Here is a 22898-nt window from a genome sequence, read left to right on the forward strand (position 1 = left end):
CCAGCGCGCGCCTCAGGTGGTCAGCGGCGCCATCACCGTTTTGCGGAAGGCCGGACGCCCGGCCAGGCGCTCGAACCAGCGCTGCAGGTGAGGTAGCTCTTCGCGTGCGATCGGCAGGGCGAACCAGCGCCAGGCCGCGCATCCGGCCGCGATGTCGCCCACCGTGAAGGCGGCGCCGCCGACGTAATCGCGTCCGGCAAGGTGAGCGTCGAGGATGCGCATGGTGCCGAGCGCGGCCAGGCGCTGCGCTTCGATGCGCACCGGATCGCGCTCGTTCGCGGGCGTGCGCATGAAGGCGCGGAACAGCGGCAGCAGGGCCGGCCACAAAGTCGAATTGGTCCAGTCCATCCAGCGCTCGGCGTCGGCGCGCGCGCGTGGGTCGCCAGGGAGCAGTCCGTCCTGCGCATAGCGGCCCGCGAGATAGCGCACGATGGTGTTGGATTCCCAGACCACGTAGCCGTCATCGTCGATGGTGGGCACCAGGCCGTTCGGATTCAGTTCACGGAAGGCGGGCGTGCCGACCACGCCGAAGTGGCGGCCGGCGTCGATGCGATGGTAGTCGAGCGCCAGCTCCTCGCAGGTCCACAGCACCTTCTGGACGTTGATGGAATCGGCGTTGCCCCAGATGGTGATCACGGGGCAGGGTCAGCCAATGAAGGAATCGAACTGCATGTCGAACTCCTGCAGCGCCTTCTGCGCATTCTGCATCTTCTTGCGGAACTCCGGACCGCGCTGCAGGGCCAGGCCGACGGCCAGCACGTCGATCACGACCAGGTAGGCCAGGCGCGCGGAGATCGGCGTGTAAGGGTCGGTCGCGAACACCAGGTCGATCGGGATCAGGAGGCTGGCCATGTCCGCCAGCGGCGTGCCGGACGGCGCCAGCACGATCACCTCGGCGCCGCCGCGGCGCGCCAGTTTGGCCGAGCGCGTGAGTGCGGGGTTGTTGCCGCGCTGCGAGATCGCCACCACCACATCGCCTTCGCGCAGCAGGGCCGCGGCGATCGAGTGGATGGCCGGATCGGTGTAGGCGATGGTCGGGACGCCCGAGCGGAAGAACTTGTGCTGGGCATCGGCGGCGACGAAGCCGGAAGTGCCCTGACCGTAGAACTCGATCTTGTTGGCGCGCGACAGGATGTCCAGCGCCTTCTGGATCAGCTCCGGTTTCAGGTTGTTGCGCAGGTCGAGCAGGGTATTGATGGAGCGGCTGCAGATCTTGTTGACGAGGTCGGCGGCGAGGTCGTCCTGGGCCGGCTGCTCGCTGGCGCCGGGCAAGGCCAGCGCCAGGCCTTGCGCCAGTTTCAGCTTGAACTCGTGCCAGCCGTCGTAGCCGAGGGTGCGGCAGAAGCGCACCACGGTCGGCTCCGAGACCTGGGCCGCGCGCGCCAGCGCCGTGATGTTCTGGCTGACGGTGCCGTTGGGCGAGGCCAGCACGGCGAGCGCGACCTTGCGCTCGGACTTCGACAGCGAATCGAGCTGGGTGCGGATGGAATCGAGCAGCACGGTGATCGGGTCCTTAATCTTCCGGCAGCGCTTCTTCGCGCCACTGCAGGCCGTCGCGGCCGATCAGGGCGCTGGACGCGGCCGGGCCCCAGGTGCCGGAGGAGTAGGGCACCGGCGAGGTGTCGTCCTGCTCCCAGTAATCGAGGATGGGCTCGACCCATTCCCAGGCGGCTTCCAGCTCGTCGCCGCGCATGAACAGGGTCAGCTGTCCGCGCAGCACGTCCATCAGCAGGCGTTCGTAGGCTTCCATGCGCGGCGCCTTGAACTGCTCGCGGAAGTCGAGCTCGAGCTCGGCCTGCTTCAGGCGCATGCCGTCGCCCGGGGTCTTCGACATCAAATTCAGCGACAGGCCTTCGTCCGGCTGCAGGCGGATCACCAGGCTGTTGGGTTGAAAGCTGGACGTCGGCTGGTTGAAGATCGAGTGCGGGATCGGCTTGAAGCGCACAACGATCTCCGCAAGGCGATCCGCCATGCGCTTGCCGGTGCGCAGGTAGAAGGGCACGCCGGCCCAGCGCCAGGTATCGATCTCGGCCTTCATGGCGACGAAGGTCTCGGTCTTCGACTGCTTGGGCGCGCCCGGCTCGTCGCGGTAGCCCGGCACCGGCTGGCCGTCGACGTAGCCGGAGCGGTACTGGCCACGCACGATGTTCTGCGCCAGCGTGGTCGGCGTAAAACGCTTCAGCGAGCGCAGCACCTGCAGCTTGGAGTCGCGCACGGCGTCCGGCGCGATCGAGGTCGGCGGCTCCATGGCGACGATACACAGCAGCTGCAGCAAGTGATTCTGCAGCATGTCGCGCAGGGCGCCGGAATTGTCGTAGTAGCCGAGGCGGTTGCCGACGCCGATCTTCTCGGCGATGGTGATCTGCACGTCGGAGATCCATTCGCGGCGCCACAGCGGCTCGAACAGCACGTTACCGAAGCGCAGGGCCAGCAGGTTCTGCACCGTCTCCTTGCCGAGGTAGTGGTCGATCCGGTAGATCTGCGATTCCGCGAAGACCTTGCCGACGTCCGCATTGATCTGCTTGGCCGATTCGAGGTCGCGGCCCAGCGGCTTTTCCAGCACCACGCGCGAATTCGCGGTCGCCAGGCCGCTGGCGGCCAGGTTGTCGCAAATCCTGGCGAACAGCGACGGCGGCGTCGCCAGGTAATACACGCGGGTCAGCGACTCGTCCTTGCGCAGGGCGTCGGCCAGGGCGCTGTAGCTGTTCAGATTGACGGCATCGACGGCGACCCAGGTGATGCGCTCGAGGAATTTCTTCCACGCGGCTTCGTCCACGGTTTCCTTGACGTTCGGCTTCGAATTCGTTTCGATCATCCGCAGGAAGTCTTCCTGCGTCATGTCCTCGCGGCCTACGCAGATGATGCGGGCGGTGGCCGGGAGGTCGTTGGCGACGTCGCGCGCATACATCGCGGGCAAGAGTTTGCGCATCGCGAGGTCGCCGCTGCCGCCGAAGAAAACGAGATCGAAATCGGAAAGAGCCATGGGTGTCTGATCGTGAAGAGGTGGGATAAGCTTGATTGTAAATTTACTACACAATTATTGCTTGCGCAAGTAAATTTACTACGTCGAGAGGCATTCCGCGGGCATATGGTGCCACATTCACGTGGCCGGGCGCGCAAAAGTGAGCAGCAGACGTCTTCCACACTTATAATGTAAATAAGTGCAAGATTTCCGTTGCCGGTGGCGAGTCGGCCGGCGGGCAGGTCAGCGCTTTTCTTGCAGAAAAACCAAGGAAACTGTGCCAATCTCTTCTGCGCCGCCGTCATACCGAGCCATGCCGATAATCGATCCTCCTGACCAGCCGCATTTTCGCGGCGGCGGCGCCATGGGTGCGCTGATCCGATGCCACGACTGGTCGGCGACCCCGCTTGGCGCGCTGGAATCCTGGCCCCTGTCCCTGAAAACGACCGTGAGCCTGATCTTGCGCGCGCAGCAGCCCATGTTCATCGGCTGGGGGGCAAGCCATATCTCACTTTACAACGATGGCTACATCTCGATTCTCGGGGACAAGCATCCTCGCGCGCTTGGCCATTCGATGGCCGAGGTATGGAGCGAGATCTGGGACGAACTGAGCCTGTTGAACGAGGCGGTCATGCGCGGCGAGTCGCTGTCGTTCGAGAACAAGCCTTTCCAGTTGGCCAGCCGCGCGACGCCCGGGCCGCACTATTTCAGCTTCACCTACACGCCCTTGCTGGATGACGATGGACGGATCGCGGGCATCTTCTGCGTGGCGATCGAAACCACCTCGACGGTGAGACTTGCCGAGAACACACGCGTCGCGCGCGTGGCGCAGCAGGCGCTGGCCGAGAGCGAAGAACGCCTGCGCCTGGCCACGGATGCGTCGGAGATCGCCTTCTGGGATGTGAACGTGCAGGATGGCAGCCTGATCTGGCAACCGGGGCTGCGAAACATGTTCGGCATCGCGACCGATGAGCCGCTTTCGCTGGACGCCTTCTTCGCGGGCCTGCATCCGGACGACCGCGAGATGGTGGCCCGCGCATTCGAGGCCGCCTGCGATCCGCAGCGCCGCGCGCTTTACAACGTCGAGTACCGCACGGTGGGACGCGACGACGGCCTGATTCGCTGGGTTGCAGCCAAGGGGCGCGGACTGTTCGACGACGCCGGCCGCTGTGTCCGCGCGAACGGCACGGCCATGGACATCACCAGCCGCAAGACCGCCGAACTGGCGATGGAGGTGGCCCTGGAGGCCAGCCGCACCGGCACTTTTCATTGGAGCATCCAGGACAACCGGCTGACCTGGGACGATGCGCTCGACCGCCTGTTCGGCCTGCGCCCCGGGGAGGCGGTGCGCAGCCTCGACCAATTCATCGCGCTGGTTCACCCGGACGATCGCGCCGAGGTCATCCGCCGCTGCGCGCGCTGCCGCGATGAGGGCGCGGATTTCGACATGGAGTTCCGGGTCGTGTACCCGGATGGTTCCCTGCATTGGCTGTACGATCGTGGCCGGACCTTCCTCGACCCGATGGGCCGCGCCAAGACCATGACGGGCGCTTGTGTCGACATCACAGACTACGTACGCACGCGCGAGGCGCTCAAGCTTGCCGATCGCCAGAAGGACGACTTCCTGGCGACGCTCGCGCACGAGCTGCGCAACCCGCTCTCGCCCTTGCGCACCGGGTTGCACCTGCTGCAGAACCTCAAGGGCGGCCTGCCGCGCCAGGCGGACCAGGTGCTGGCCATCATGCAGCGCCAGCTCGATCACATGGTGCGCCTGGTCGACGACTTGCTCGACGTCGCCCGTATTCAGCAGGGCAAGATCCTGCTGCGGCAGGATCCGCTTTCGCTGCAGGCCGTGCTCGAGCAGGCGCTGGAGGGCGTGCAGGCCCTGCTCGACGCGCAGGGCCTGGCGCTCGTTTGGGGCGGGGTGGACCCCGCGCTACGGGTCATGGGCGACCCGACTCGTCTGGTGCAGGTGGTGGGCAACCTGCTCAACAACGCGGCCAAGTACACGCCACGCGGCGGCCGCGTCACGCTGCGCGGTGGCGAGGACACGCAGCCGGGCATGCTGCTTATCGAAGTGGCCGATACCGGCATCGGCATTCCGCCCGACATGCTCGAGCGCGTGTTCGAACGATTCGCACAGGTGCCCGATCACCTCGACCATGCGCAGGGCGGACTGGGCATCGGCCTGAGCGTCGTCAAGGGCCTGGTGGAGATGCACGGCGGGCGGGTCGCCGCCGAGAGCGCCGGACCGGGCGCCGGCAGCCTGTTCCGCATCTGGCTGCCGCGCGCGGAGAGGCCGGAGCCGCTCGAGGTCGCGCTGCCTTCGGGTCGGGACGCCATCGGACGGCACAGGGTGCTGGTGGTGGACGATAACCGCGATGCGGCCGACACCATGGCGATGGTGCTGGAGATGAGCGGCCTCGAGGTGCTGGTTGCGCACGACGGGCATGCAGCGGTCGAGATGGTGGCGCGGCACGACCCCGCAGTGGTGTTCCTTGACATCGGCATGCCGGGCATGAATGGCTACGAGACTGCCTTGCAATTGCGGGCCCTGCCGGGCGCACAGGCCCGCATGCTGGTGGCGCTGACCGGCTGGGGCAGCGAGGCCGATCAGGCGCGCAGCCTCGCGGCAGGTTTCGACTTTCACCTGACCAAGCCGGTCGACATCGACAAGGTCCAGCGCCTGCTGACGGAAAGGTTTGGCCGGGAGGCTCGCGCGCCGGCGCTGTGAGGGCGTGGCTCAGCTCCGGTATTCGGGCATCTCCAGCCCAGCCACATCGACCCGGAACGCCAGCACCTTGCCGCTGTTCGGCATCGCCGCCAGCTCCTCCTGCGGCCGGCCGCCGCAAGCACTGGTCACATACATGGTCCGCAAATCCGGGCCGCCAAAGCACACCGCGGTCGGGCACTTCAGCGGCAAATCCACCTGCTGCAGCAGCTCGCCGGCCGGCGACAATTTCAGGATCCGCCCGCCTTCGTACATCGCGATCCAGTAATTGCCTTCGCTGTCGATCGCCGCGCCGTCCGGACGGCCGCCGTAGGTGCCGGTGGTCTTGTCGGCGTCGAAGGTGACCAGGTTGCGGCCGTTCGACTGGGTGCCGGTGGCCAGGTCGTAGTCGTAGACGTCGATGCGGTGGCTGGTGGTGTCGGCGTGGAACATGGTCTTGCCGTCCAGGGTCCAGGCCAGGCCGTTCGAGTTGGTCATGCCGCCAGCCCAGGCCTGGCGCAGCTTGCCTCGCTCCAGCACGTGCATCTCGGCCTTCGGCTGGTCGCGCGGCTCGTACAGGGTGCCGACCCAGAAGCGCCCCAGCGGGTCCACGCGGCCATCGTTGAAGCGCATGATCTTCGTGTCATAGGGCGCCGGCGCGATGTCCTCGACTTCGCCGGTGCTGGTGTTCAGATAGACGAAGCCATTGCGGGTGGCGACCACCAGGTTGTTGTCGACGTCGATGGCCAGCGCCGAGGGCTCGCTGTCCATCTTCCAGGACGAGTACTTGCCGCTGGCCGGGTGCAGGCGGTGCACCATGCAGTCCGGCACGTCGACCCAGTACAGCGCGGATTCGACCGCGTGCCACACCGGGCATTCGCCGGTCTTCATCGGCTCGTCGTGGACGACCACGAATTGTTCGCTCTTCATATGCAGTCCTCCCTTACACCGCGGCCTTGGCGCGCGCGATCAAACCGTTGGTCGAGCTGTCGTGCTGGGCGGGCCGGGCCTCGCCGTTCAGTTCCGCCTCGATCTTCTTGGCCAGCACCTTGCCCAGCTCGACGCCCCACTGGTCGTAGCTGTTGACGTCCCACAGCGCGCCCTGCACGAAGACCTTGTGCTCGTACAGCGCGATCAGGGCGCCCAGCGTGGCCGGAGTCAGGTATTCCATCAGGATGGTGTTGCTGGGGCGGTTGCCGGGGAAGGTCTTGTGCGGGACCAGGCGCTCGATCTCGTCCGCCGGCTGGCCGGCCAGGTCCTGGCGCACCTCGTCGGCGGTCTTGCCCTTCATGAAGGCTTCCGATTGCGCGAAGCAGTTGGCCAGCAGGGCCGCGTGGTGCTTGTGGAACTCGTGGGCCGGGCGCAGGGCGGCGATGAAGTCGATCGGCGTGACGTCGGTGCCCTGGTGCAGCAGCTGGAAGTAGGCGTGCTGGCCGTTGGTGCCGACGTCGCCCCAGATGACCGGGCCGGTATCGTAGTCGGTGATGGTGTCGCCGGCGCGCGTGACGCGCTTGCCGTTGCTTTCCATGTCGAGCTGCTGCAGGTAGGCCGGGAAGCGGTTCAGGTCCTGGTGGTAGGGCGCGATCGAGACCGAGGCGCAGCGCAGGAACTCGCGGTTCCAGAAGCCGACCAGGCCCATGATCATCGGCAGGTTCTGCTCGATCGGGGCGGTGCGGAAGTGCTCGTCCATGGCGTGGGCGCCGGCCAGCAGGTCGTTGAAGTAGCCGAAGCCGACGCTCAATGCGACCGGCAGGCCGATCGCCGACCACACCGAATAGCGGCCGCCGACCCAGTCCCAGAACGGGAACATGTTGGCCGGGTCGATGCCGAAGGTCTTGATTGCTTCGACGTTGGTCGACACCGCGACGAAGTGCTTCGCCAGCGCCTGTTCAGCTGACTGAGCCGGCGCCTGCTGCAGGAACCAGGCGCGCGCGGTGTTCGCGTTCATCATGGTCTCGGCCGTGGTGAAGGTCTTCGAGGCGATGATGAAGAGGGTGGTCTCCGGGTCCACGCGCGACAGCGCGGCGTCCATGTCATGGCCGTCGACGTTGGAGACGAAGTGCATGGCCAGGCGCGGGTGCGCAAATTGACGCAGCGCCAGGCAGACCATCTTCGGCCCGAGGTCGGAGCCGCCGATGCCGATGTTGACGACATCCGTGATCGGCTTGCCGGTGTGGCCGAGCCAGGCGCCGCTGCGCACGCTGTCGCTGAAGGTCTTGATGCGGTCCAGCACGGCGTGCACGTCGGCGGTGATGTTCTGGCCGTCGAGCTCGAAGGCCCTGGTCCGCGGGGCGCGCAGGGCGGTGTGCAGGACGGCGCGGTTTTCGGTCAGGTTGATCTTCTCGCCGGCGAACATCGCATCGCGCAGGCGCTCCACGCCGCGCTCGGCAGCGAGCTGCTTCAACAGTTCAAGCGTGCGCCCGTCCAGACGGTTTTTTGAATAGTCTAGGAACAGCCCGGCGGCTTCAGCGGACAGGCGCTCGAAGCGCTGCGGATCCTGTGCGAACAGCTCGCGCATCTGCCATTCCCTGGCCTGGGCAGCGTGATTGCGGAGCGACTGGTAGCTGGTGGTGCTGGTGAGAAGAGGTTGGCGCATAGGTAGTGGTGACGACGGACGGTATGATGTCATTTTGTGCAGATTATCGAATCATACAGGAAGCGGGCGTAAAATCACTACAAATTGTGTTGCGCAGGTGCGTGGGCACGGGGTGCCCGCCCTACGTAGGGCGGGCACCCCGTGCCCGCGAACAATATCTTAATATCCCGATGCATCATGCGAAAACGGGGCGCCGGCATGCGCCCATTCGCATTTTGTAGTAAAATTTCAGAAATCCAATTCATAAGGAACGATCATGGTGCATCCCGTAGTAGAGAAGGTGACCCAACGCATCATCCAGCGCAGCCGGCCCTCGCGCCAGGCTTATCTGGCGCACCTTGATGCAGCGCGTGTGAAAGGCGTACAGCGCGGCACGCTGGCCTGCACCAACCTGGCCCACGGCTTCGCCGCGTTCCCGGCCAACGACAAGCTCAAGCTGCGCGAACAGAAGCAGCCTTCGGTGGCCATCGTTTCCTCGTACAACGACATGCTGTCGGCGCATCAGCCGTTTGAGTACTTCCCGAAGATCATCAAGGATGCGGTGCGCGAAGTCGGCGCCGTGGCCCAGTTCGCCGGCGGCGTGCCCGCCATGTGCGACGGCGTCACGCAAGGCCAGCCGGGCATGGAATTGTCGCTGTTCTCGCGCGACACCATCGCCATGTCGACCGCCATCGCGCTGTCGCACAACATGTTCGACGCCAGCCTGTATCTCGGCATCTGCGACAAGATCGTGCCGGGCCTCTTGATCGGCGCGCTGCACTTCGGCCATATCCCGGGCATCTTCGTGCCGGGCGGCCCGATGACCACCGGTATCTCGAACAAGGAAAAGGCGGCTGTGCGCCAGCGCTACGCGAAAGGCCTGGCCACGCGCGAGGAACTGCTCGAGGGCGAAGCCCAGGCTTACCACGGCGCCGGCACCTGCACCTTCTACGGCACCGCCAACAGCAACCAGATGCTGATGGAGATGATGGGCCTGCACCTGCCCGGCGCCGCCTTCATCACCCCGGGCACCCCGCTGCGCGACGCGCTGACCAAAGCGGCGTCCCAGCACGCCGTGAAGATCTCGCAGCAGGGCGGCGAGTACATGCCGATCGGCCACATCGTCGATGAAAAGTCGATCGTCAACGCCATCGCCTCGCTGCACGCCACCGGCGGCTCGACCAACCACACCATGCACCTGATCGCGATCGCGCGCGCAGCCGGCATCGTGGTCGACTGGAACGACTTCGACGAGCTGTCGAAAGTGGTGCCGCTGCTGGCCCGCGTCTACCCGAACGGCGACGCCGACGTGAACCACTTCCAGGCCGCCGGCGGCCCGACCTTCGTGATCCGCGAACTGCTGGACGCCGGCCTGGCCCACGAGGACGTCAACACCATCCTCGGCCGCGGCCTGCGCGCCCACTGCAAGGAACCCTTCCTGGACGGCGACAAGGTCGTGTGGAAGGACTTGCCCGAGCAGAGCGGCGACGAGGCCGTGCTGCGCAAGTACACCAACCCGTTCAGCCCCGACGGCGGCCTGGTCCTGGTGCAGGGCAACCTGGGCCGCGCCGTGATGAAGGTCTCGGCGGTCAAGAAGGAACACCACATCGTCGAAGCGCCGGCCAAGACCTTCGATTCGCAGGAAGACTTCATGCATGCGTACCAGGCCGGGCAGCTGAACATGGATTTCGTCGCCGTGATCCGCTTCCAGGGCCCGCGCGCCAACGGCATGCCGGAACTGCACGCGCTGACCCCGGCGCTGGCCAACCTGCAGGATGCCGGCTACCACGTGGCGATGGTCACCGACGGCCGCATGTCGGGCGCGTCCGGCAAGGTGCCGGCGGCGATCCACGTGTCGCCGGAGATCCTGGCCGGCGGTCCGCTGGGCCTGGTGCGCGACGGTGATATCATCCGGGTCGATGCAACCCAGGGCACGCTGGACGCGCTGGTGCCGGCCGACGTGTGGGCCTCGCGCAAGATGGCGACCGCCGACCTGAGCCGGAGCCACATCGGCATGGGCCGCGAGCTGTTCGACGGCTTCCGCAAATCCGTGACCGCAGCCGAGGAGGGCGCCGCCCACTTCCCGCTGCCGTCGCCGATCGAGACCACCGTACCCCTGCACGAAGGCACCGACAGTGGTGAAATCATGCCGGGTTCCGACGAAGACTTCCTGTTCCCCAAATCCAAATAAGCTGAGAGAGCAAACGATGAGTACTGATATGAGCCTGCTCGACATCATGAAATCGGCCGTCGTGATCCCGGTGATCGCGATCGACGATCCGGACCACGCCGTCCCCCTCGCCAAGGCGCTGGTCGCCGGCGGCATCCGCGTGCTCGAAGTGACCCTGCGCACCAAACACGGCCTGGAAGCGATCCGCGCGATGGCCCAGGTCGAGGGCGCCATCGTCGGCGTCGGCACCCTGACCCAGCCGGAAGAATTCGCCGCCTCGCGCGATGCCGGCGCGGTGTTCGGCGTGTCGCCGGGCCTGACCCCGGCCCTGATCGAAGCCGCGAAAAAGAGCGGCCTGCCGCTGCTGCCGGGCTGCATGACCCCGTCCGAAGTGATGGTGGCGCGCGAAGCCGGCTTCAAGCAGCTGAAGCTGTTCCCGGCCGTGCCGGCGGGCGGCGTCGGCATGCTGAAGGCGATCGGCGGCCCGCTGCCGGACGTGACCTTCTGCCCGACCGGCGGCATCTCGATCGAGACCGCGCCGCAGTTCCTGGCGCTGAAGAACGTGGCTTGCGTGGGCGGCTCCTGGCTGACCCCGGCGGACGCGATGAAGGCCGGCGACTGGGACCTGATCACCGAGCTGGCCAAATCGGCTTCTTCGCTGCGCGCCGCCGCTTAAGGACCACATGACTCGCCTGGCGCGTGGCTTGACCGCGGGCGAGATCAGGATGGCGTCGCTGCTCTTCGGCGGCGCCATCGATTACACGCGCGTGCGGGTCCACAACCGCCGCTACCTGCCGCTGCTGCAGCCGAAGAACTGCGCGATGACGCCCAACGGCAGCATCTACTTCCACCATTCCTGCTTCCTGCCCGATTACAGCGAGGGCAATCCCACCGTCATCCACTGGTTCATGCACGAGATGGTGCACGTCTGGCAGCACCAGCTGGGCTATCCGGTACGCCTGCGCGGCGCGATCCGGCTCGGCCTTTCGTATCACTACGAACTGCGCGAAGACGCAACGCTTGCCGACTACAACATGGAAGCCCAGGGCGATCTGCTGGCCGATTACTTCGCACTGAAATTCATGCAGCACCCGCGCGTGGTGCGCCAGCGCAGGCATGCGCATCAGCTGGGATTGTATGAGCGGGTGCTGGCGGGGTTTCTGGCTAATCCGCAGGACCGCGAGAATTTGCCCAAGGGCGGGGCGCGCACGCTTGTTCGCAAGCAGTATCCGGCACCTTGAATCGTCGTCCCCGCGAAGGCGGGGATCCAAGTTCGAAACGCCGCCACTAGCTCGCGCTTAAGCCAATTGCGCGGTATCAATTCGCAGCCCAGCCCACCAACGTAGGCTCATGTGCGTACGCCGTCCCCCATGAGTCCATCATGCGATTTCCATTCCTCGCCGCCGCCCTGTGCGCGCTGGTGTTCACGCTGCCGGCGGCGAAAGCCATCGCCCGCATCGGCGCCGCCGAAGTCCGCGAAGGCCCGCGCGGCGGTCCCTGCTTCACGATCAGCCCGCGCGAAGAGCGCGAAGGCACGCCCGATTTCCATTCCGTCACCGTCTCCGACGGCCAGCGCCTGCTGTGGAAAATGACCATGCCGCCCGAACGCACCTTTCCCCTCAGCTTTTCGATGTGCGTGCCCTACGGCGGCCAGGTCGCCTCGCTGCCGCGCACCCAGGCGACGGCGCTGGAAGCCGGCAAGATCTACTACCTGCGCATCGACGCCCGCCCCGGCAAGGCGCGCGGCACGGCCCAGGCCTACGAATCGCGCTTCTGCCTGGCGAAGCAGCGCGACGGCAGCGCCGTCGTGCACCAGATATGGGATGGGGAACGGCCCGGCAAGCGGCTGTTCGGCTGCCTGCCGCCGGGTGAGTGATCAGGCTTCGGTACGTCCCGTGTCCGGCCGGTCACCCTCATAGTGCCTGGCGAGCGGGAAGGGCGGCAGCCAGCTTTCCCGGCGTATGGTCCATAGTTCGTAGCTCGGCCTGAACTGGTCCGGACTGTCGAGCGCGCCCAGGCTGATCTCGATTTCGTCGCCGCTTTTCGAGAACACCGAAGAGCCGCAGCGCGGGCAGAAATAGCGGGTGCCGTAGTGGTGGGCCTCGCCTTCGACCTTGACCGCGTCTTCGGGATAAATCGCCGAGGCATGGAACAGCGCGCCATGATGCTTGCGGCAATCCATGCAGTGGCAGAGGCCGACGCGGTAGGGGCGGCCTGTCGCGGTGACGCGCAGGTCGCCGCACAGGCAGCCGCCGGTGGTGCTTTCCATACAGCTCTCCTTTATAGCTCCAGATACACCTGGCCGGAGATATCGGCCTTCTTCGGCGACAGGCCGCGCTCGATCAGGACGCAGGCGATGGCATCGTTTGCATACCCTTTGGTATCCAGGCGCCGGTCTGCATACAGTGATGAGAACTTGTTTTTCAGTTCGTCCGTCGACAGCGGCGCCAGGAAGTTGCGCGCCGCCAGCAGCTCGGCCCCGGTATAACGCACCGGGATATTGTCCAGCGCCGCCTGGCGCTGGAAGCGGAATACATGGTCCTCGGCCTTCAAGGCAATCTCGCTGGCCTTGATCATCGCGGTCCGGTCATGCCCTAGTTCATACTCGCGGTCGATTGCACCCAGCAGGAAATTGGCCGTGGTACAGATGGGGCGCGACAGCCCTGTCCGCGCATCGATCAGTGTGATGAGCACGTAGGAGGGCGATGTCGAGATTACACGGAAGGCGTTCTCGTAGCTCGCACGCGATTGCGTCGTGGTGCTGTCCTGGGCAGGCGCCTGGGCATGGCAAGGGTAGGCGACCGACAGAAGTAAAGTGTATGCCAAGGATAGTTTCACGAGCATTTCGTGCCAGCTCCGGTCCCGATTCAACCGCGTACCGCCGCTTCGATCTTCGCGACGTCGATCTTGCGCATGTCCATCATCGCCGTGAACGCGCGCTTGGCGGCCGCCGGATCGTCGCCCGCAACCGCTTCGGACAGGACGCGCGGCGTGATCTGCCACGACAGTCCCCATTTGTCCTGGCACCAGCCGCAAGCGTTTTCCTGGCCGCCGTTGCCGACGATGGCATTCCACAGGCGGTCGGTTTCTGCCTGGTCCTCGGTCGCGATCTGGAAAGAGAAGGCGATGCTGTGGCTCGGGCCGGGGCCGCCGTTCAGGCCGATGCAGGGGATGCCGGCCACCGTGAAATCGACCGTCAGCACATCGCCTTCCTTGCCGGCCGGGTAGTCGCCCGGCGCGCGGTGGACGGCCCTGACCTCGCTGTCCGGGAAGGTCTTCGCGTAGAAGGTCGCGGCGTCGAGCGCATCGCCGTTGAACCACAGGCAGATCGTGTTTTTGTTGACCATTTCAGTTCTCCCAGTTAGACAACACCATTGTTAATTGGCGACGGCCGGCGGCGGTGCCGTGGTCGCGCCGACGAAGAACACGCCATCGAACTGCGGCGAGGGCGGCACCAGCGAAAACGGCGTGGCCGGTGCGGGGGTGACGCGGTTGATATCCCATGCCGTGGCGTGGCAGGACGCCGGCGCGCCGCCCTGGCATACCCAGGCGGTGCCGCCGGCCGTGCCGACGGTCAGCGACAGCGGACGCTGGTCGGCCAGCAGGTAAACGGCCGATTCCTGTTGCGGGTTGAAGCGGGTGCCCTTGCTGCGGATCGCATGCAGCCCGCCGATCAGCGCCACCAGCTGGCGTCCGGGGCCCTGGCGCAGTGCGGCGCGCAGGTGCTCGGCCATGAGCGCGTCCCGGCGAGCCCCTGACGCATTGCTGTCGATCGCGATCAGTTTGATGTCCGTGCCGCCCGCCCGCAGCGCGCGGACGTTCTCGAACAGGCGCAGCATGTCGACGCTGGTCCGGCCATCCTGCAATGGGCGGCGCCAAAACGCGGTACCGGTGAATTGCTCGGCATCCTGCGGCGTGCCGCGGCCGGCCATGAAGGCGTCGATGGCGCTTTGCTCGCTGGACGGGAACTCGACGGCCAGCGTGATCCTGCGCTGCTGTTTCGCTGCCGCGCACAGGTAGCCAATGAGGAAGGCGGGCACTTCACGTGTCCCATGCACCTCGCCGAATACCAGCAGGGGCGCGTCGAGTACAGCGCCTGGCACGGTGTCCACTTCCATGCAGAGTGGGGCATCGGCGACCATGCCCATTGCCGCCGACGGCTGCGCGACGGGAAACCACAGGCATGCGGCAAGTGTGGCGGCGAGGAGTCCGGATTTCATCGTCGAGGCGAGATCCTGTGTTATTGTTGAACAATTAATGGCACGTCAGTCTAGCAGCCTTGCGCCCGGCAAGGCACTGTAAGTTCTTGCAGGTTCGTGGAGGGTAGTCGCTTGCAGCAGTTTGAGGTGGAAGGACATCAAGAGTGGCTGCATGGCTTTGCGCAAGCGAAGACCGAAGCGGCGTTGCTGGAACTTCTGGCGAAGGCCGCCAACGAGCTCGGCTTCGACTACTGCGCGCTCGGCATGCGCCTGCCGCTGCCGTTCTCGAATCCGCGCACGGTCATGTTCAACAATTACCCGCAAGCCTGGCAGCAGCGCTACCAGTCGGAGCAGTATCTGCGCATCGATCCCACCGTCGCCCAGGGCATGACCTCGACCCGGCCCATGCTGTGGTCGGAAGCCCTGTTCGCGTCCAGCCGTCCGTTGTGGGAAGACGCGCGCGCCCATGGCCTGCAGATCGGCTGGGCCCAACCGACCCACGACCTGAAGGGCGTCGCCAGCCTGCTGACCTTTGCGCGTTCCGGCGAGGCCATCGGCCGCACCGAATTCCAGGCAAATGCCCAGAAGATGCACTGGCTGGCGCAGGCCGCGCATGCGGCGCTGGCCAATATCCTCGCCGCAAAGCCGGATGGCGTCGGCACGATCAAGCTGACGGAGCGCGAAATCGAGGTGCTGCGCTGGGCCGCGGACGGCAAGACGGCGGCGGATTCCGCGGAAATCCTGGCGATCTCGGAGCGCACCGTGATCTTCCATATCGATAACGCGCTGCGCAAGCTGGGCGCGGCCAACAAGACCGCGGGTGTGCTGAAGGCGGCGATGCTCAGGCTAATTTAACGGACTGCCTGCGCGCATCCGTTAAAATGGCGGCATTTTTCACCTTCCAACATCATCATCATGACCCAGGACGAACTCAAGCAGGCCGTGGCCCGCGCCGCCATCGATTACGTGGTCGACGGCGAAATCATCGGCGTCGGCACCGGCTCGACCGCCAACTTCTTCATCGACGAACTCGCGAAGATCAAGGACCGCATCAAGGGCGCGGTCGCGTCCTCGGAAGCGACCGCGGCGCGCCTGCGCAGCCACGGCATCGAGGTGCGTGACCTGAACGATGTCGAATCGATTTCCATCTACGTCGACGGCGCCGACGAGATCGACGCTTCCGGCGCCATGATCAAGGGCGGCGGCGCTGCGCTCACGCGCGAAAAGATCGTCGCATCGGTGTCGAAGCGCTTCGTGTGCATCGCCGACGGCTCCAAGCTGGTGCAGACCCTTGGCAAGTTCCCGCTGCCGGTCGAAGTCGTGCCGATGGCGCGCGCGGCCGTGACGCGCAAGCTGGCGGCCCTCGGCGGCCAGCCGCGCCTGCGCACCAAGCCGGGCAGCGAAGAAGCCTTCGTGACGGATAACGGCGGCCACATCATCGACGTCGCCGGCCTGGCGATCACCGACCCGGTGGCGCTGGAAACTGAAATCAACCAGATCGTCGGCGTCATCGCCGTCGGCCTGTTCGCCCAGCGCGGCGCCAACGTCTGCCTGCTGGGCATGGCGGAAGGCGTCAAGACCCTGACTTTCTGATCCGGAGAGCGGCATGCAGCGTCTGCCCGTCACGATGTTCCTTGCCGCACTGCTCGGCGGCTGCGCGATGTTCCACCAGCCGCCGCCCGCGCCCATGCCCATTTCAGCGCCGGTCCCGGTAAAACCTGCCGGACCGGTGGACGCGGACGGCACGCCGATCCAGACGCTGCCGTTCCGGCTCGGCGTCTCGTCGGCGACCGTCGAGAAGCTGGCGAAGCAGCAGGCCTGCATGGGCGGGCAGGGCGCCGCCCTGGTCACCGAACAGGGACCGGTCGAGGTCTACCGCATGCAGTGCGATAACGGCAAGGTGTTCATGGCGCGCTGCGAAATGCGCCAGTGCCGGCAGATGTAAAACTCCTGCCTCCAAGCGTGCGCCGCAATTTCTTGCGGTGCAGCATCCTATCGTCTTGACACAACTTTACGAACTCTTACAGTTCGTTTGCATTTTTTTCCTCTAATTGCCCATAGAATTTTCGCATCCTCTTCTGTGTAGAACGGAGCAGCATGAAATATTCAGGTGGACAATCCCTCGCGTTCGATGCGATCCATTACGAGGCGCCGGCCTTACCCGCGCCGCTGGTTGCGCCGGCGCTGCTGCGGCAGGCCGACAAGATCCTCTTCATCGCCCATCTGGCCCTTGGCGACTTTACCTACCTGCAGGCTTGCTTCCAGGCGTTTGCGCGGACCTATCCGCATCTGAAGATCCACCTGTGGGTCGACGAGCGCCGCCGCACCAGCCGTTCCAGTGAGTGGGCGCACCTGAAGAAGTATGCGCTCTACGATTGGCTGGCCGAGTGCCCGGCCATCGCCAAGGTCTATGACGAAACCTGGAGTCCGCAGCTCTACCGCGAATCGCTGGAACAGGCGCGGCGCGAGGACTACCCGGTCGTGGTCTCGCTGGCCGTGCTGGAGCGCCACAAATACGCCAGCCTGGCGCGCAGCATCAGCCCGCACGGCTTCGTGGTCGGGCAGAAGAAGCGCGTGCGGCCCTGGGACCTGCCGAAGCGCCTCATCTACCGCAAGCTGGACGCCGCGATCCCGGCCTACACGCCGGCATCGCATCCTGACCAGCACATCAGCGACATCTACGCCGGCTGGTTCACCCAGCTGTTCGGCATGGACATCCCGCGCGCGGCGCGCTTCCCGGTGCTGCGCATCGCCGACCGCTGGATCGCGTATGCGCATCGGCAGTTTGCCGAATGGGGTTTCATGGGCGTGGACGGCAAGCCATCGCGGGTCGTGTTCGTGAATGCGTTTTCCAAGTCGGTGGAACGCAGCTGGCCGCTCGAGCGGGTGATCGGACTGATCCGCACCATGCGCTGCCGGCCGGAATGGGGCGACGTCGGCTTTGTCGTCAACGTGGTGCCCGAGGAACTGGCCCGCGCCCGAGCGCTGTTCGCGGATGCCGGGCTGGAGCGCACCCATTTGTTCAGCGCCGAAGACAATTTCTTCCAGCTGCCGGCGGTGCTGAGCCTGTGCGAACTGATCATTTCGGTGGAGACGGCCGTGATGCACCTGGCGAACGCCGTGCACGTGCCGGTGATCGCGCTGATGCGGCAGAACAATCCGGAATGGGCGCCGATCGACCGCGCCAACAGCACCGTGATCACGGCGCCCGCGCATGGCGACTGGGTCGACAGGATCGGCGTACAGGATGTGATGCGCGTGCTGGCGGCCTTCGGCAGGCTGTAGACGAAGCGGCGGCCTAGGCGGCCGCGTCGGCTGGCGGCACCGCCGGCAGGAGCCGGGTCCGGCTGCGCCGGTCGACCAGCGTCCAACTGGTCGGCTGCTCGAGGCGGTAGCTGGCCTGGACGCCGCGCAGCTTGTTCCACAGCGATTGCGGCCGCGACAACAAGGCCTGCGGCATGCGCTGGCCCGCCGTCAGGAACTGGCGCTGGCCGCCCGCGACCCTGGCGCCGTTGCCGCCATCCTGGCATTGCCACCAGCCCGATACGGGGCAGATGTCGCCCGCCGTGCTCGTGTCACCGGGCTTGGGGCCTGGCGGCGGTTCGCGCTTCGGCGGCGTACCGGTCGGGCGTATCCGGATGCTGGACGAGATCTTGTCCCAGAGCTGGAGCAGGGCGTCCTCGCCGAGGAAGCTCGTCACCGGCCGGGCGCCGGCATTCACGGGGTGGCCGGTCGACATCTCCAGTTGCATGAAGGGGAGGTAGACATTGTCTTCGGTGCCGTTCACTTCCCAGTTGAACCCGAAGGTGTGCACAAAGTTCAGCTCGGTCCACCTCTCCGCCACTTCGCCGCCTTCGATACCGTTGATGCTGCGTTTGCCTTTTCTGAGCTTGTCCACCAGCGGCCTCTGCCACAGTGGCATCTCCGCGTCGAATGCCGTGTCGCGCGCCAGGCGGTCTTCCTTGTCGGGTTTCGTGCCGGCGCGTGTGGTGAGGGCCAAGGCAAGGTCGGGATGATCCTGGAAGCCGGCAAAGATCGTGACCCCTTCCGTCATCTCGGCCGGTAAAGGGTCGACGAACATGCCGGGGCCAAAGCAGAAACCGGCACTCGTGGGAATCTCTTTCGCCGGGACGAGCTGCAGCTTGTCGATCAGCTTGCGCAAGTCGCCGACAAGTTCTGCGTTATAGCTATCGGCCTTAAAGTTAAAACTTTTCCCATTCGAATGGACATAGGCTTCCAGCTTTACGTTGATCCATTCCACCGGTTTTCCATTTTCTTGTCCCTTAGTAATGGTCCTGCCAAATATGAAAATTCTTCCGACAAACCCGTGATTGTCATATTGGTCGAGCTTTTCCAGGCTTTTCCTGCCAAGTTCGTTTCGTTCAGCCTCGATCTCGGCTTGCCGTGTCAAGACTCGTGCGTCAAAGCTTTCCCTTGTTTCCTCCTGCCCTGAAATCCACAAGCCGTCCACGAAAACTTGACCATATGAATAGTCCATTTTGGCTGGGAGATCGATGAGGAACCTGCCAACACAAACTGTTTTCATCTGCTCAGTGAGTTGTCCCACTGTATAACGGTCCATCATCGAATTTCCTATGCCGTAAAGAAGATAAATCCCATACAGTGCCGCCAAGACACCGAAAAATGGATGCACCTTCTTTTTGGGCTTATCCATTCTTGCTGAGTTCCTGAGCAACTTTGACGATGCAATAGCAGGTCAGCAAGATGCTGTCGTGGTGTTTGTAGCTTTCCTGATGGCGATAGCCATGCGTGGCAAACAAGGTCTTGACCTTGCCTTTCGGGCCCGCGCCGGATCGGTCCGGCACGGTATCGTCGCCCGTCGATTCCTGCTGCTGGATAGAAAAAGCAAGAACCATCTTGCCCTCGATTTCCACCTTGCGGCTACCGTCGGGTCCATGGGTCAGACATTTTGCGCTTCGAATATTGGCGGATGTAACGGGCACTGGTGCGCTCGGCCCTGATGCCTGTGCCACCCAGCGTATCTGTCCGTAACTCGGATGATTCTTATCCGCGCCGTAGTAAGCGAAGCTGACCGGGTGGTAATAATCCGATAGCCATTGGTGAAACTTTTCTGCGGCTGAAATGGCTTCGTTTATTTTTTTGCTTACCTCGCCTTCTTTCTTGTATAGCTTGGCAGGATCGGCCAAATCCGGATTGATCAACCTATACCACGAGCTCATATCGCGATATAAATCGTAGGGATTCGGCTGAGATTCATTCGGTAAATGCAGGCAATCGTTGGATGCGTCGCGGCCGTGCACGACGCTGGCGTGCAGCCAGGGCCGTGGATGCAGCTGGTTGGGCAGCAGTTCGAGCGCACCGGGCGACACTGCCATGACCGGCGTCGTATCTTCGGGCCGCCTGCCCGCGATGTCGGCGAACTTGCCGGCCTTGAAGTTATCGAGCTTGCCGTTGGCCGGACCGTCGCATTCCGTGCCGCAAGCCAGGCGGCGGTAGGCCAGCGGCGCGCCCAGCGCGGGCATCACGCCATGGACGACGCCCAGGATCTTGTCCGGTATGCGTTTCGCGCAGGCACGGGCGACCAGCCCGCCCATTGAATGGGTGACGAGAATGACTTTCTCGCACTCATGTTTGCGCTTATTCCACCAATCGATGATGTCCTGGATGCGCTTTTCCAGGCGCTTTGCCGATTCGCTACAGGACTGGAGCCAGTTGTAGCCGCAGGCATAAATCGGATACTGGTACTCGGCATACTTCTCCAGCTCGTTTTCTGTCAAAGGCGCCACCGAGCGCACACCCCAACGCTTGAGCGTGTCGCCTTCCATTGCCTGCATGACTTCTTTCCAGCGGCTACGTATATGGCGCTTGTTGAGGGCATCGAACTGGAAGGTCATTTCCAGATGGCTCTGCAGTTCGAACAGCAAGGTGCCATAGGAGCCATTGAAGATTTCTCCCCAGCCGCGCTCGCGCATGACGCTCTTTTCCAGATAGCACGATCCGATATCCAGGTCGCCGCTATCATCGACTTCGACATAGTCTGGATGAAGGATCAGTTGGCGCATTCTCGGGCTTCGCCTTGTCCAATCGGCTGCATAAAGCAGGGCGGCGCTATCGCTGTTCGGCGGCCGCCATGCCGGCTCGCCGGGCTTGAGTGGATAGCCCAGTGGCAAGAGTACATCGCGCCTCACCCGTAGATTCGTTCCCATAGTTCCCGGGATAAATATGACTGGAACAACTTTGTTAGAACCTTTGTACACCAGGCCGCGCGTCTTCAAACTGGTCGGCGTCAGAACCGTGCGTACATGCAGGCTGCCGTCTTCATTGATTACGGGATCTTTTAATCTTCGCAATGGATCAGTCATGTTGGCCTTTCGCGATAAACGTGCATGTGCAGGCTTAACAGACGCTTTGCGCTACCGTTCGGTTCCGGGCTTTACAAGACGCACTTTAGATCGCGGGCAAAGGATGACTTGCGTAATGTGCAGTGCACAAAATCGTCGCCATAATCAATGTTTTTAACTGAAATATTTCAGTGAATATATAGAGACGAATTTATTGAAACAGCGAATATTGCTGTATGAATTCGTGAGAGGAAAAGAGAATGCCGAACGGCAGCGGGCAGCGCAGGACGCACTGCCCGGAGGAAAAAGCTTAAGCAGTCGGCGGTACGTAGCCGGCAGCCTCATCGGCGCCTTCACCGAAGAAATGGCGCTCCATCTGGGTCGCCAGGTACTTGCGCGCGCGGGCGTCGGCCATGTTCAGGCGGTTCTCGTTGATCAGCATGGTCTGGTGCTTGAGCCAGCCCTGCCAGGCTTCCTTCGACACGCCTTCGTAGATGCGCTTGCCCAGTTCGCCCGGATAGGGCGGGAAGTCCAGGCCTTCGGCTTCCTTGTCGAGTTTGATGCAGTGGACGGTGCGCGCCATGTTATTGCTCCTGGTTCGAAATCGAGAAAACCTCGATTATAAGGTCTTGATGAAAATCTGCGACCGGCGCTGCCAGTTATACATGTGGGCGCGGTCCTTCGGCAGGTCGTCCACCGTGGCCGGGACGAAGCCGCGCTTCTTGAACCAGTGCGCGGTGCGGGTGGTCAGCACGAACAGTTTCGTGAGGCCGGCGGCGCGCGCGCGGTTCTCGATGTTCTTCAGGATGCGTTCGCCGTCGCCCTGGGTCTGGGCGTCCGGGCTCACGGTCAGGCAGGCCATCTCGCCCATCTTCTCGCCCGGGAAAGGATAGAGCGCGGCGCAGCCGAAGATCACGCCGTCGTGGTCGATGACGGAGAAGTGGTCGATTTCGCGTTCGATCAGTTCGCGCGGGCGCTTGACCAGGGTGCCGTCGGCTTCCAGCGGCTCGATGAGCTTGATAATTCCGCCGACGTCCTCAATTGTGGCCTGGCGCAGGCTTTCCAGGTTCTCGTGGCTGATCATGGTGCCCACGCCGTCGTGGGTGAACAGTTCGAGCAGGGCCGAGCCGTCCATCTCGTACGGCACGATGTGGGAGCGGTCGACGCCGCTGTTGCAGGCCTTGATCGCATGCTGCAGGTAGAACGAGGCGTCGGACGGCAGGAAGCCCGCCTGCAGCACGGCTTCGGCCTGGTGCGAGGACAGTTCGCGGATCTCGGCGCCGGCGGCGTCCTTCATCATCGGCGTTTCGGTGATGAAGATGAGCTTTTCGGCATGCAGGGCGATGGCGGCCTGCGCGGCCACGTCTTCCATGGTCAGGTTGAACACTTCGCCGGTGGGCGAGAAACCCAGTGGCGACAGCAGCACGATATTGTCTTCGGTCTGCAGGATCGGGTGGATCTTCTCGGCCGCGATCTTGCGGGTGACGCCGGTCAGTTCGAAATCGACGCCGTCGATCACGCCGAGCGGGCGCGCGGTGACGAAATTGCCGGAGACGACGCTGATGTGGGCATTCGACATCGGCGTATTCGGCAAACCCTGGCTGAAGGCCGCTTCGATGTCCAGGCGCAGTTCGCCGGCCGCTTCCTTCGCGCACTCCATCGCGGCGCCGTCGGTGATGCGCACGCCGTTATGGAAGCGTCCCTCGACGTTGCGCAGGCCGAGCTGCTCGGCCACCTGCGGCCGCGAGCCGTGCACCAGCACCACGCGGATGCCGAGGCCGACCAGCAGGGACAGGTCCTGGGCCAGCACCGGCAGGGCGCCGGAGGCGACGAGTTCACCGGGGAAGGCGACGACGAAAGTCTTGCCGCCGAATGCATGAATATACGGCGCGACCGAGCGCAGCCACTGGACGAATTGGGTAGGGTTTTCCATTTGCCGCATTATAATTGGCTGCGCGA

Annotated in this window: 22 protein-coding genes; 9 read left to right on the top strand and 13 right to left on the bottom strand. The window is 64.3% G+C overall.

The genetic code is table 11. The features are described 5' to 3' along the window. Nucleotides 1-12: 12 nt before the first annotated feature. Genes ACFPO9_RS05910 through zwf form a run of 3 tightly spaced genes read right to left on the bottom strand, consistent with a single transcriptional unit; the run spans nucleotide 13 to nucleotide 2983 of the window. Nucleotides 13-636, bottom strand: coding sequence for a glutathione S-transferase family protein (locus ACFPO9_RS05910; protein WP_379768394.1), 624 nt, complete (start codon nucleotides 634-636; stop codon nucleotides 13-15). 9 nt (nucleotides 637-645) lie between these two features. Then, on the bottom strand, nucleotides 646-1500 hold the full coding sequence (locus ACFPO9_RS05915) for an SIS domain-containing protein (protein ID WP_379768396.1): 855 nt from the start codon (nucleotides 1498-1500) through the stop codon (nucleotides 646-648). 13 nt (nucleotides 1501-1513) lie between these two features. Then, nucleotides 1514-2983: a glucose-6-phosphate dehydrogenase gene (gene zwf, locus ACFPO9_RS05920; RefSeq protein ID WP_379768398.1), complete on the bottom strand. Its 1470-nt coding sequence runs from the start codon at nucleotides 2981-2983 to the stop codon at nucleotides 1514-1516. A 343-nt stretch (nucleotides 2984-3326) separates the two neighbouring features. Between zwf and ACFPO9_RS05925 the strand changes: the two genes are divergently transcribed. Next, nucleotides 3327-5696, top strand: coding sequence for a hybrid sensor histidine kinase/response regulator (locus ACFPO9_RS05925; RefSeq protein ID WP_379768400.1), 2370 nt, complete (start codon nucleotides 3327-3329; stop codon nucleotides 5694-5696). 9 nt (nucleotides 5697-5705) lie between these two features. Here the strand turns inward: ACFPO9_RS05925 and ACFPO9_RS05930 are convergent, their stop codons facing one another. Together ACFPO9_RS05930 and pgi are read right to left on the bottom strand one after the other, a co-directional pair. Continuing rightward, complete coding sequence (locus tag ACFPO9_RS05930) at nucleotides 5706-6602, bottom strand: SMP-30/gluconolactonase/LRE family protein (protein ID WP_379768402.1); 897 nt, start codon at nucleotides 6600-6602, stop codon at nucleotides 5706-5708. Between the two features lie 13 nt (nucleotides 6603-6615). Beyond that, nucleotides 6616-8268, bottom strand: coding sequence for a glucose-6-phosphate isomerase (pgi, locus tag ACFPO9_RS05935; protein WP_379768404.1), 1653 nt, complete (start codon nucleotides 8266-8268; stop codon nucleotides 6616-6618). Between the two features lie 253 nt (nucleotides 8269-8521). On the opposite strand from pgi, the gene edd reads away from it, so the two are divergent. The 4 genes from edd to ACFPO9_RS05955 all read left to right on the top strand — a co-directional run bounded on the left by edd (nucleotide 8522) and on the right by ACFPO9_RS05955 (nucleotide 12293). Continuing rightward, nucleotides 8522-10438 (top strand): phosphogluconate dehydratase, encoded by a 1917-nt coding sequence (edd, locus tag ACFPO9_RS05940; RefSeq protein ID WP_379769201.1) that lies wholly within the window; start codon nucleotides 8522-8524, stop codon nucleotides 10436-10438. 28 nt (nucleotides 10439-10466) lie between these two features. Next, a complete protein-coding gene (gene eda, locus ACFPO9_RS05945) occupies nucleotides 10467-11093 on the top strand; it encodes a bifunctional 4-hydroxy-2-oxoglutarate aldolase/2-dehydro-3-deoxy-phosphogluconate aldolase (RefSeq protein ID WP_379769203.1) in 627 nt (208 codons plus the stop codon). Between the two features lie 7 nt (nucleotides 11094-11100). Further along, nucleotides 11101-11658: a Rhs element Vgr protein gene (locus tag ACFPO9_RS05950; RefSeq protein ID WP_379768406.1), complete on the top strand. Its 558-nt coding sequence runs from the start codon at nucleotides 11101-11103 to the stop codon at nucleotides 11656-11658. Between the two features lie 140 nt (nucleotides 11659-11798). Continuing rightward, nucleotides 11799-12293: a hypothetical protein gene (locus ACFPO9_RS05955; RefSeq protein WP_379768408.1), complete on the top strand. Its 495-nt coding sequence runs from the start codon at nucleotides 11799-11801 to the stop codon at nucleotides 12291-12293. Here ACFPO9_RS05955 and ACFPO9_RS05960 read toward each other — a convergent pair whose 3' ends face one another. From ACFPO9_RS05960 to ACFPO9_RS05975, 4 genes are read right to left on the bottom strand one after another with little or no spacing between them, the layout of a single operon-like run. Beyond that, nucleotides 12294-12686 carry a GFA family protein gene (locus tag ACFPO9_RS05960; protein WP_379768410.1) on the bottom strand — a complete coding sequence of 131 codons (393 nt, stop codon included), beginning with the start codon at nucleotides 12684-12686 and terminating at the stop codon, nucleotides 12294-12296. 11 nt (nucleotides 12687-12697) lie between these two features. Then, a complete protein-coding gene (locus ACFPO9_RS05965) occupies nucleotides 12698-13243 on the bottom strand; it encodes a hypothetical protein (RefSeq protein ID WP_379768412.1) in 546 nt (181 codons plus the stop codon). A 41-nt stretch (nucleotides 13244-13284) separates the two neighbouring features. After that, nucleotides 13285-13764 (bottom strand): VOC family protein, encoded by a 480-nt coding sequence (locus ACFPO9_RS05970; protein ID WP_379768414.1) that lies wholly within the window; start codon nucleotides 13762-13764, stop codon nucleotides 13285-13287. Nucleotides 13765-13794: 30 nt separating this feature from the next. Continuing rightward, nucleotides 13795-14637 (bottom strand): hypothetical protein, encoded by an 843-nt coding sequence (locus ACFPO9_RS05975; protein WP_379768416.1) that lies wholly within the window; start codon nucleotides 14635-14637, stop codon nucleotides 13795-13797. 126 nt (nucleotides 14638-14763) lie between these two features. On the opposite strand from ACFPO9_RS05975, the gene ACFPO9_RS05980 reads away from it, so the two are divergent. The 4 genes from ACFPO9_RS05980 to ACFPO9_RS05995 all read left to right on the top strand — a co-directional run bounded on the left by ACFPO9_RS05980 (nucleotide 14764) and on the right by ACFPO9_RS05995 (nucleotide 17901). Continuing rightward, on the top strand, nucleotides 14764-15471 hold the full coding sequence (locus ACFPO9_RS05980; protein WP_379768418.1) for an autoinducer binding domain-containing protein: 708 nt from the start codon (nucleotides 14764-14766) through the stop codon (nucleotides 15469-15471). Nucleotides 15472-15531: 60 nt separating this feature from the next. Further along, nucleotides 15532-16209, top strand: coding sequence for a ribose-5-phosphate isomerase RpiA (rpiA, locus tag ACFPO9_RS05985; protein ID WP_379768420.1), 678 nt, complete (start codon nucleotides 15532-15534; stop codon nucleotides 16207-16209). Between the two features lie 13 nt (nucleotides 16210-16222). Continuing rightward, nucleotides 16223-16561, top strand: coding sequence for a hypothetical protein (locus ACFPO9_RS05990; RefSeq protein ID WP_379768422.1), 339 nt, complete (start codon nucleotides 16223-16225; stop codon nucleotides 16559-16561). A gap of 152 nt (nucleotides 16562-16713) precedes the next feature. Beyond that, the gene (locus tag ACFPO9_RS05995) at nucleotides 16714-17901 is read left to right on the top strand and encodes a glycosyltransferase family 9 protein (RefSeq protein WP_379768424.1); all 1188 of its coding nucleotides are present in this window, start codon (nucleotides 16714-16716) and stop codon (nucleotides 17899-17901) included. 13 nt (nucleotides 17902-17914) lie between these two features. Here ACFPO9_RS05995 and ACFPO9_RS06000 read toward each other — a convergent pair whose 3' ends face one another. The 4 genes from ACFPO9_RS06000 to argA form a co-directional block, all read right to left on the bottom strand. Then, complete coding sequence (locus ACFPO9_RS06000) at nucleotides 17915-19291, bottom strand: T6SS immunity protein Tli4 family protein (protein ID WP_379768426.1); 1377 nt, start codon at nucleotides 19289-19291, stop codon at nucleotides 17915-17917. Next, on the bottom strand, nucleotides 19284-20960 hold the full coding sequence (locus ACFPO9_RS06005; RefSeq protein ID WP_379768428.1) for an esterase/lipase family protein: 1677 nt from the start codon (nucleotides 20958-20960) through the stop codon (nucleotides 19284-19286). The genes ACFPO9_RS06000 and ACFPO9_RS06005 overlap by 8 nt, the downstream gene beginning before the upstream one ends. A gap of 289 nt (nucleotides 20961-21249) precedes the next feature. After that, nucleotides 21250-21522, bottom strand: a complete 273-nt coding sequence (locus ACFPO9_RS06010; protein WP_230029003.1) for an oxidative damage protection protein — start codon at nucleotides 21520-21522, stop codon at nucleotides 21250-21252. 36 nt (nucleotides 21523-21558) lie between these two features. Further along, nucleotides 21559-22881, bottom strand: coding sequence for an amino-acid N-acetyltransferase (argA, locus tag ACFPO9_RS06015; protein ID WP_374199455.1), 1323 nt, complete (start codon nucleotides 22879-22881; stop codon nucleotides 21559-21561). Between the last annotated feature and the right edge of the window lie 17 nt (nucleotides 22882-22898).

The sequence above is a fragment of the Massilia aerilata genome, assembly GCF_042656905.1.
GTDB lineage: Bacteria > Pseudomonadota > Gammaproteobacteria > Burkholderiales > Burkholderiaceae_D > Telluria > Telluria aerilata.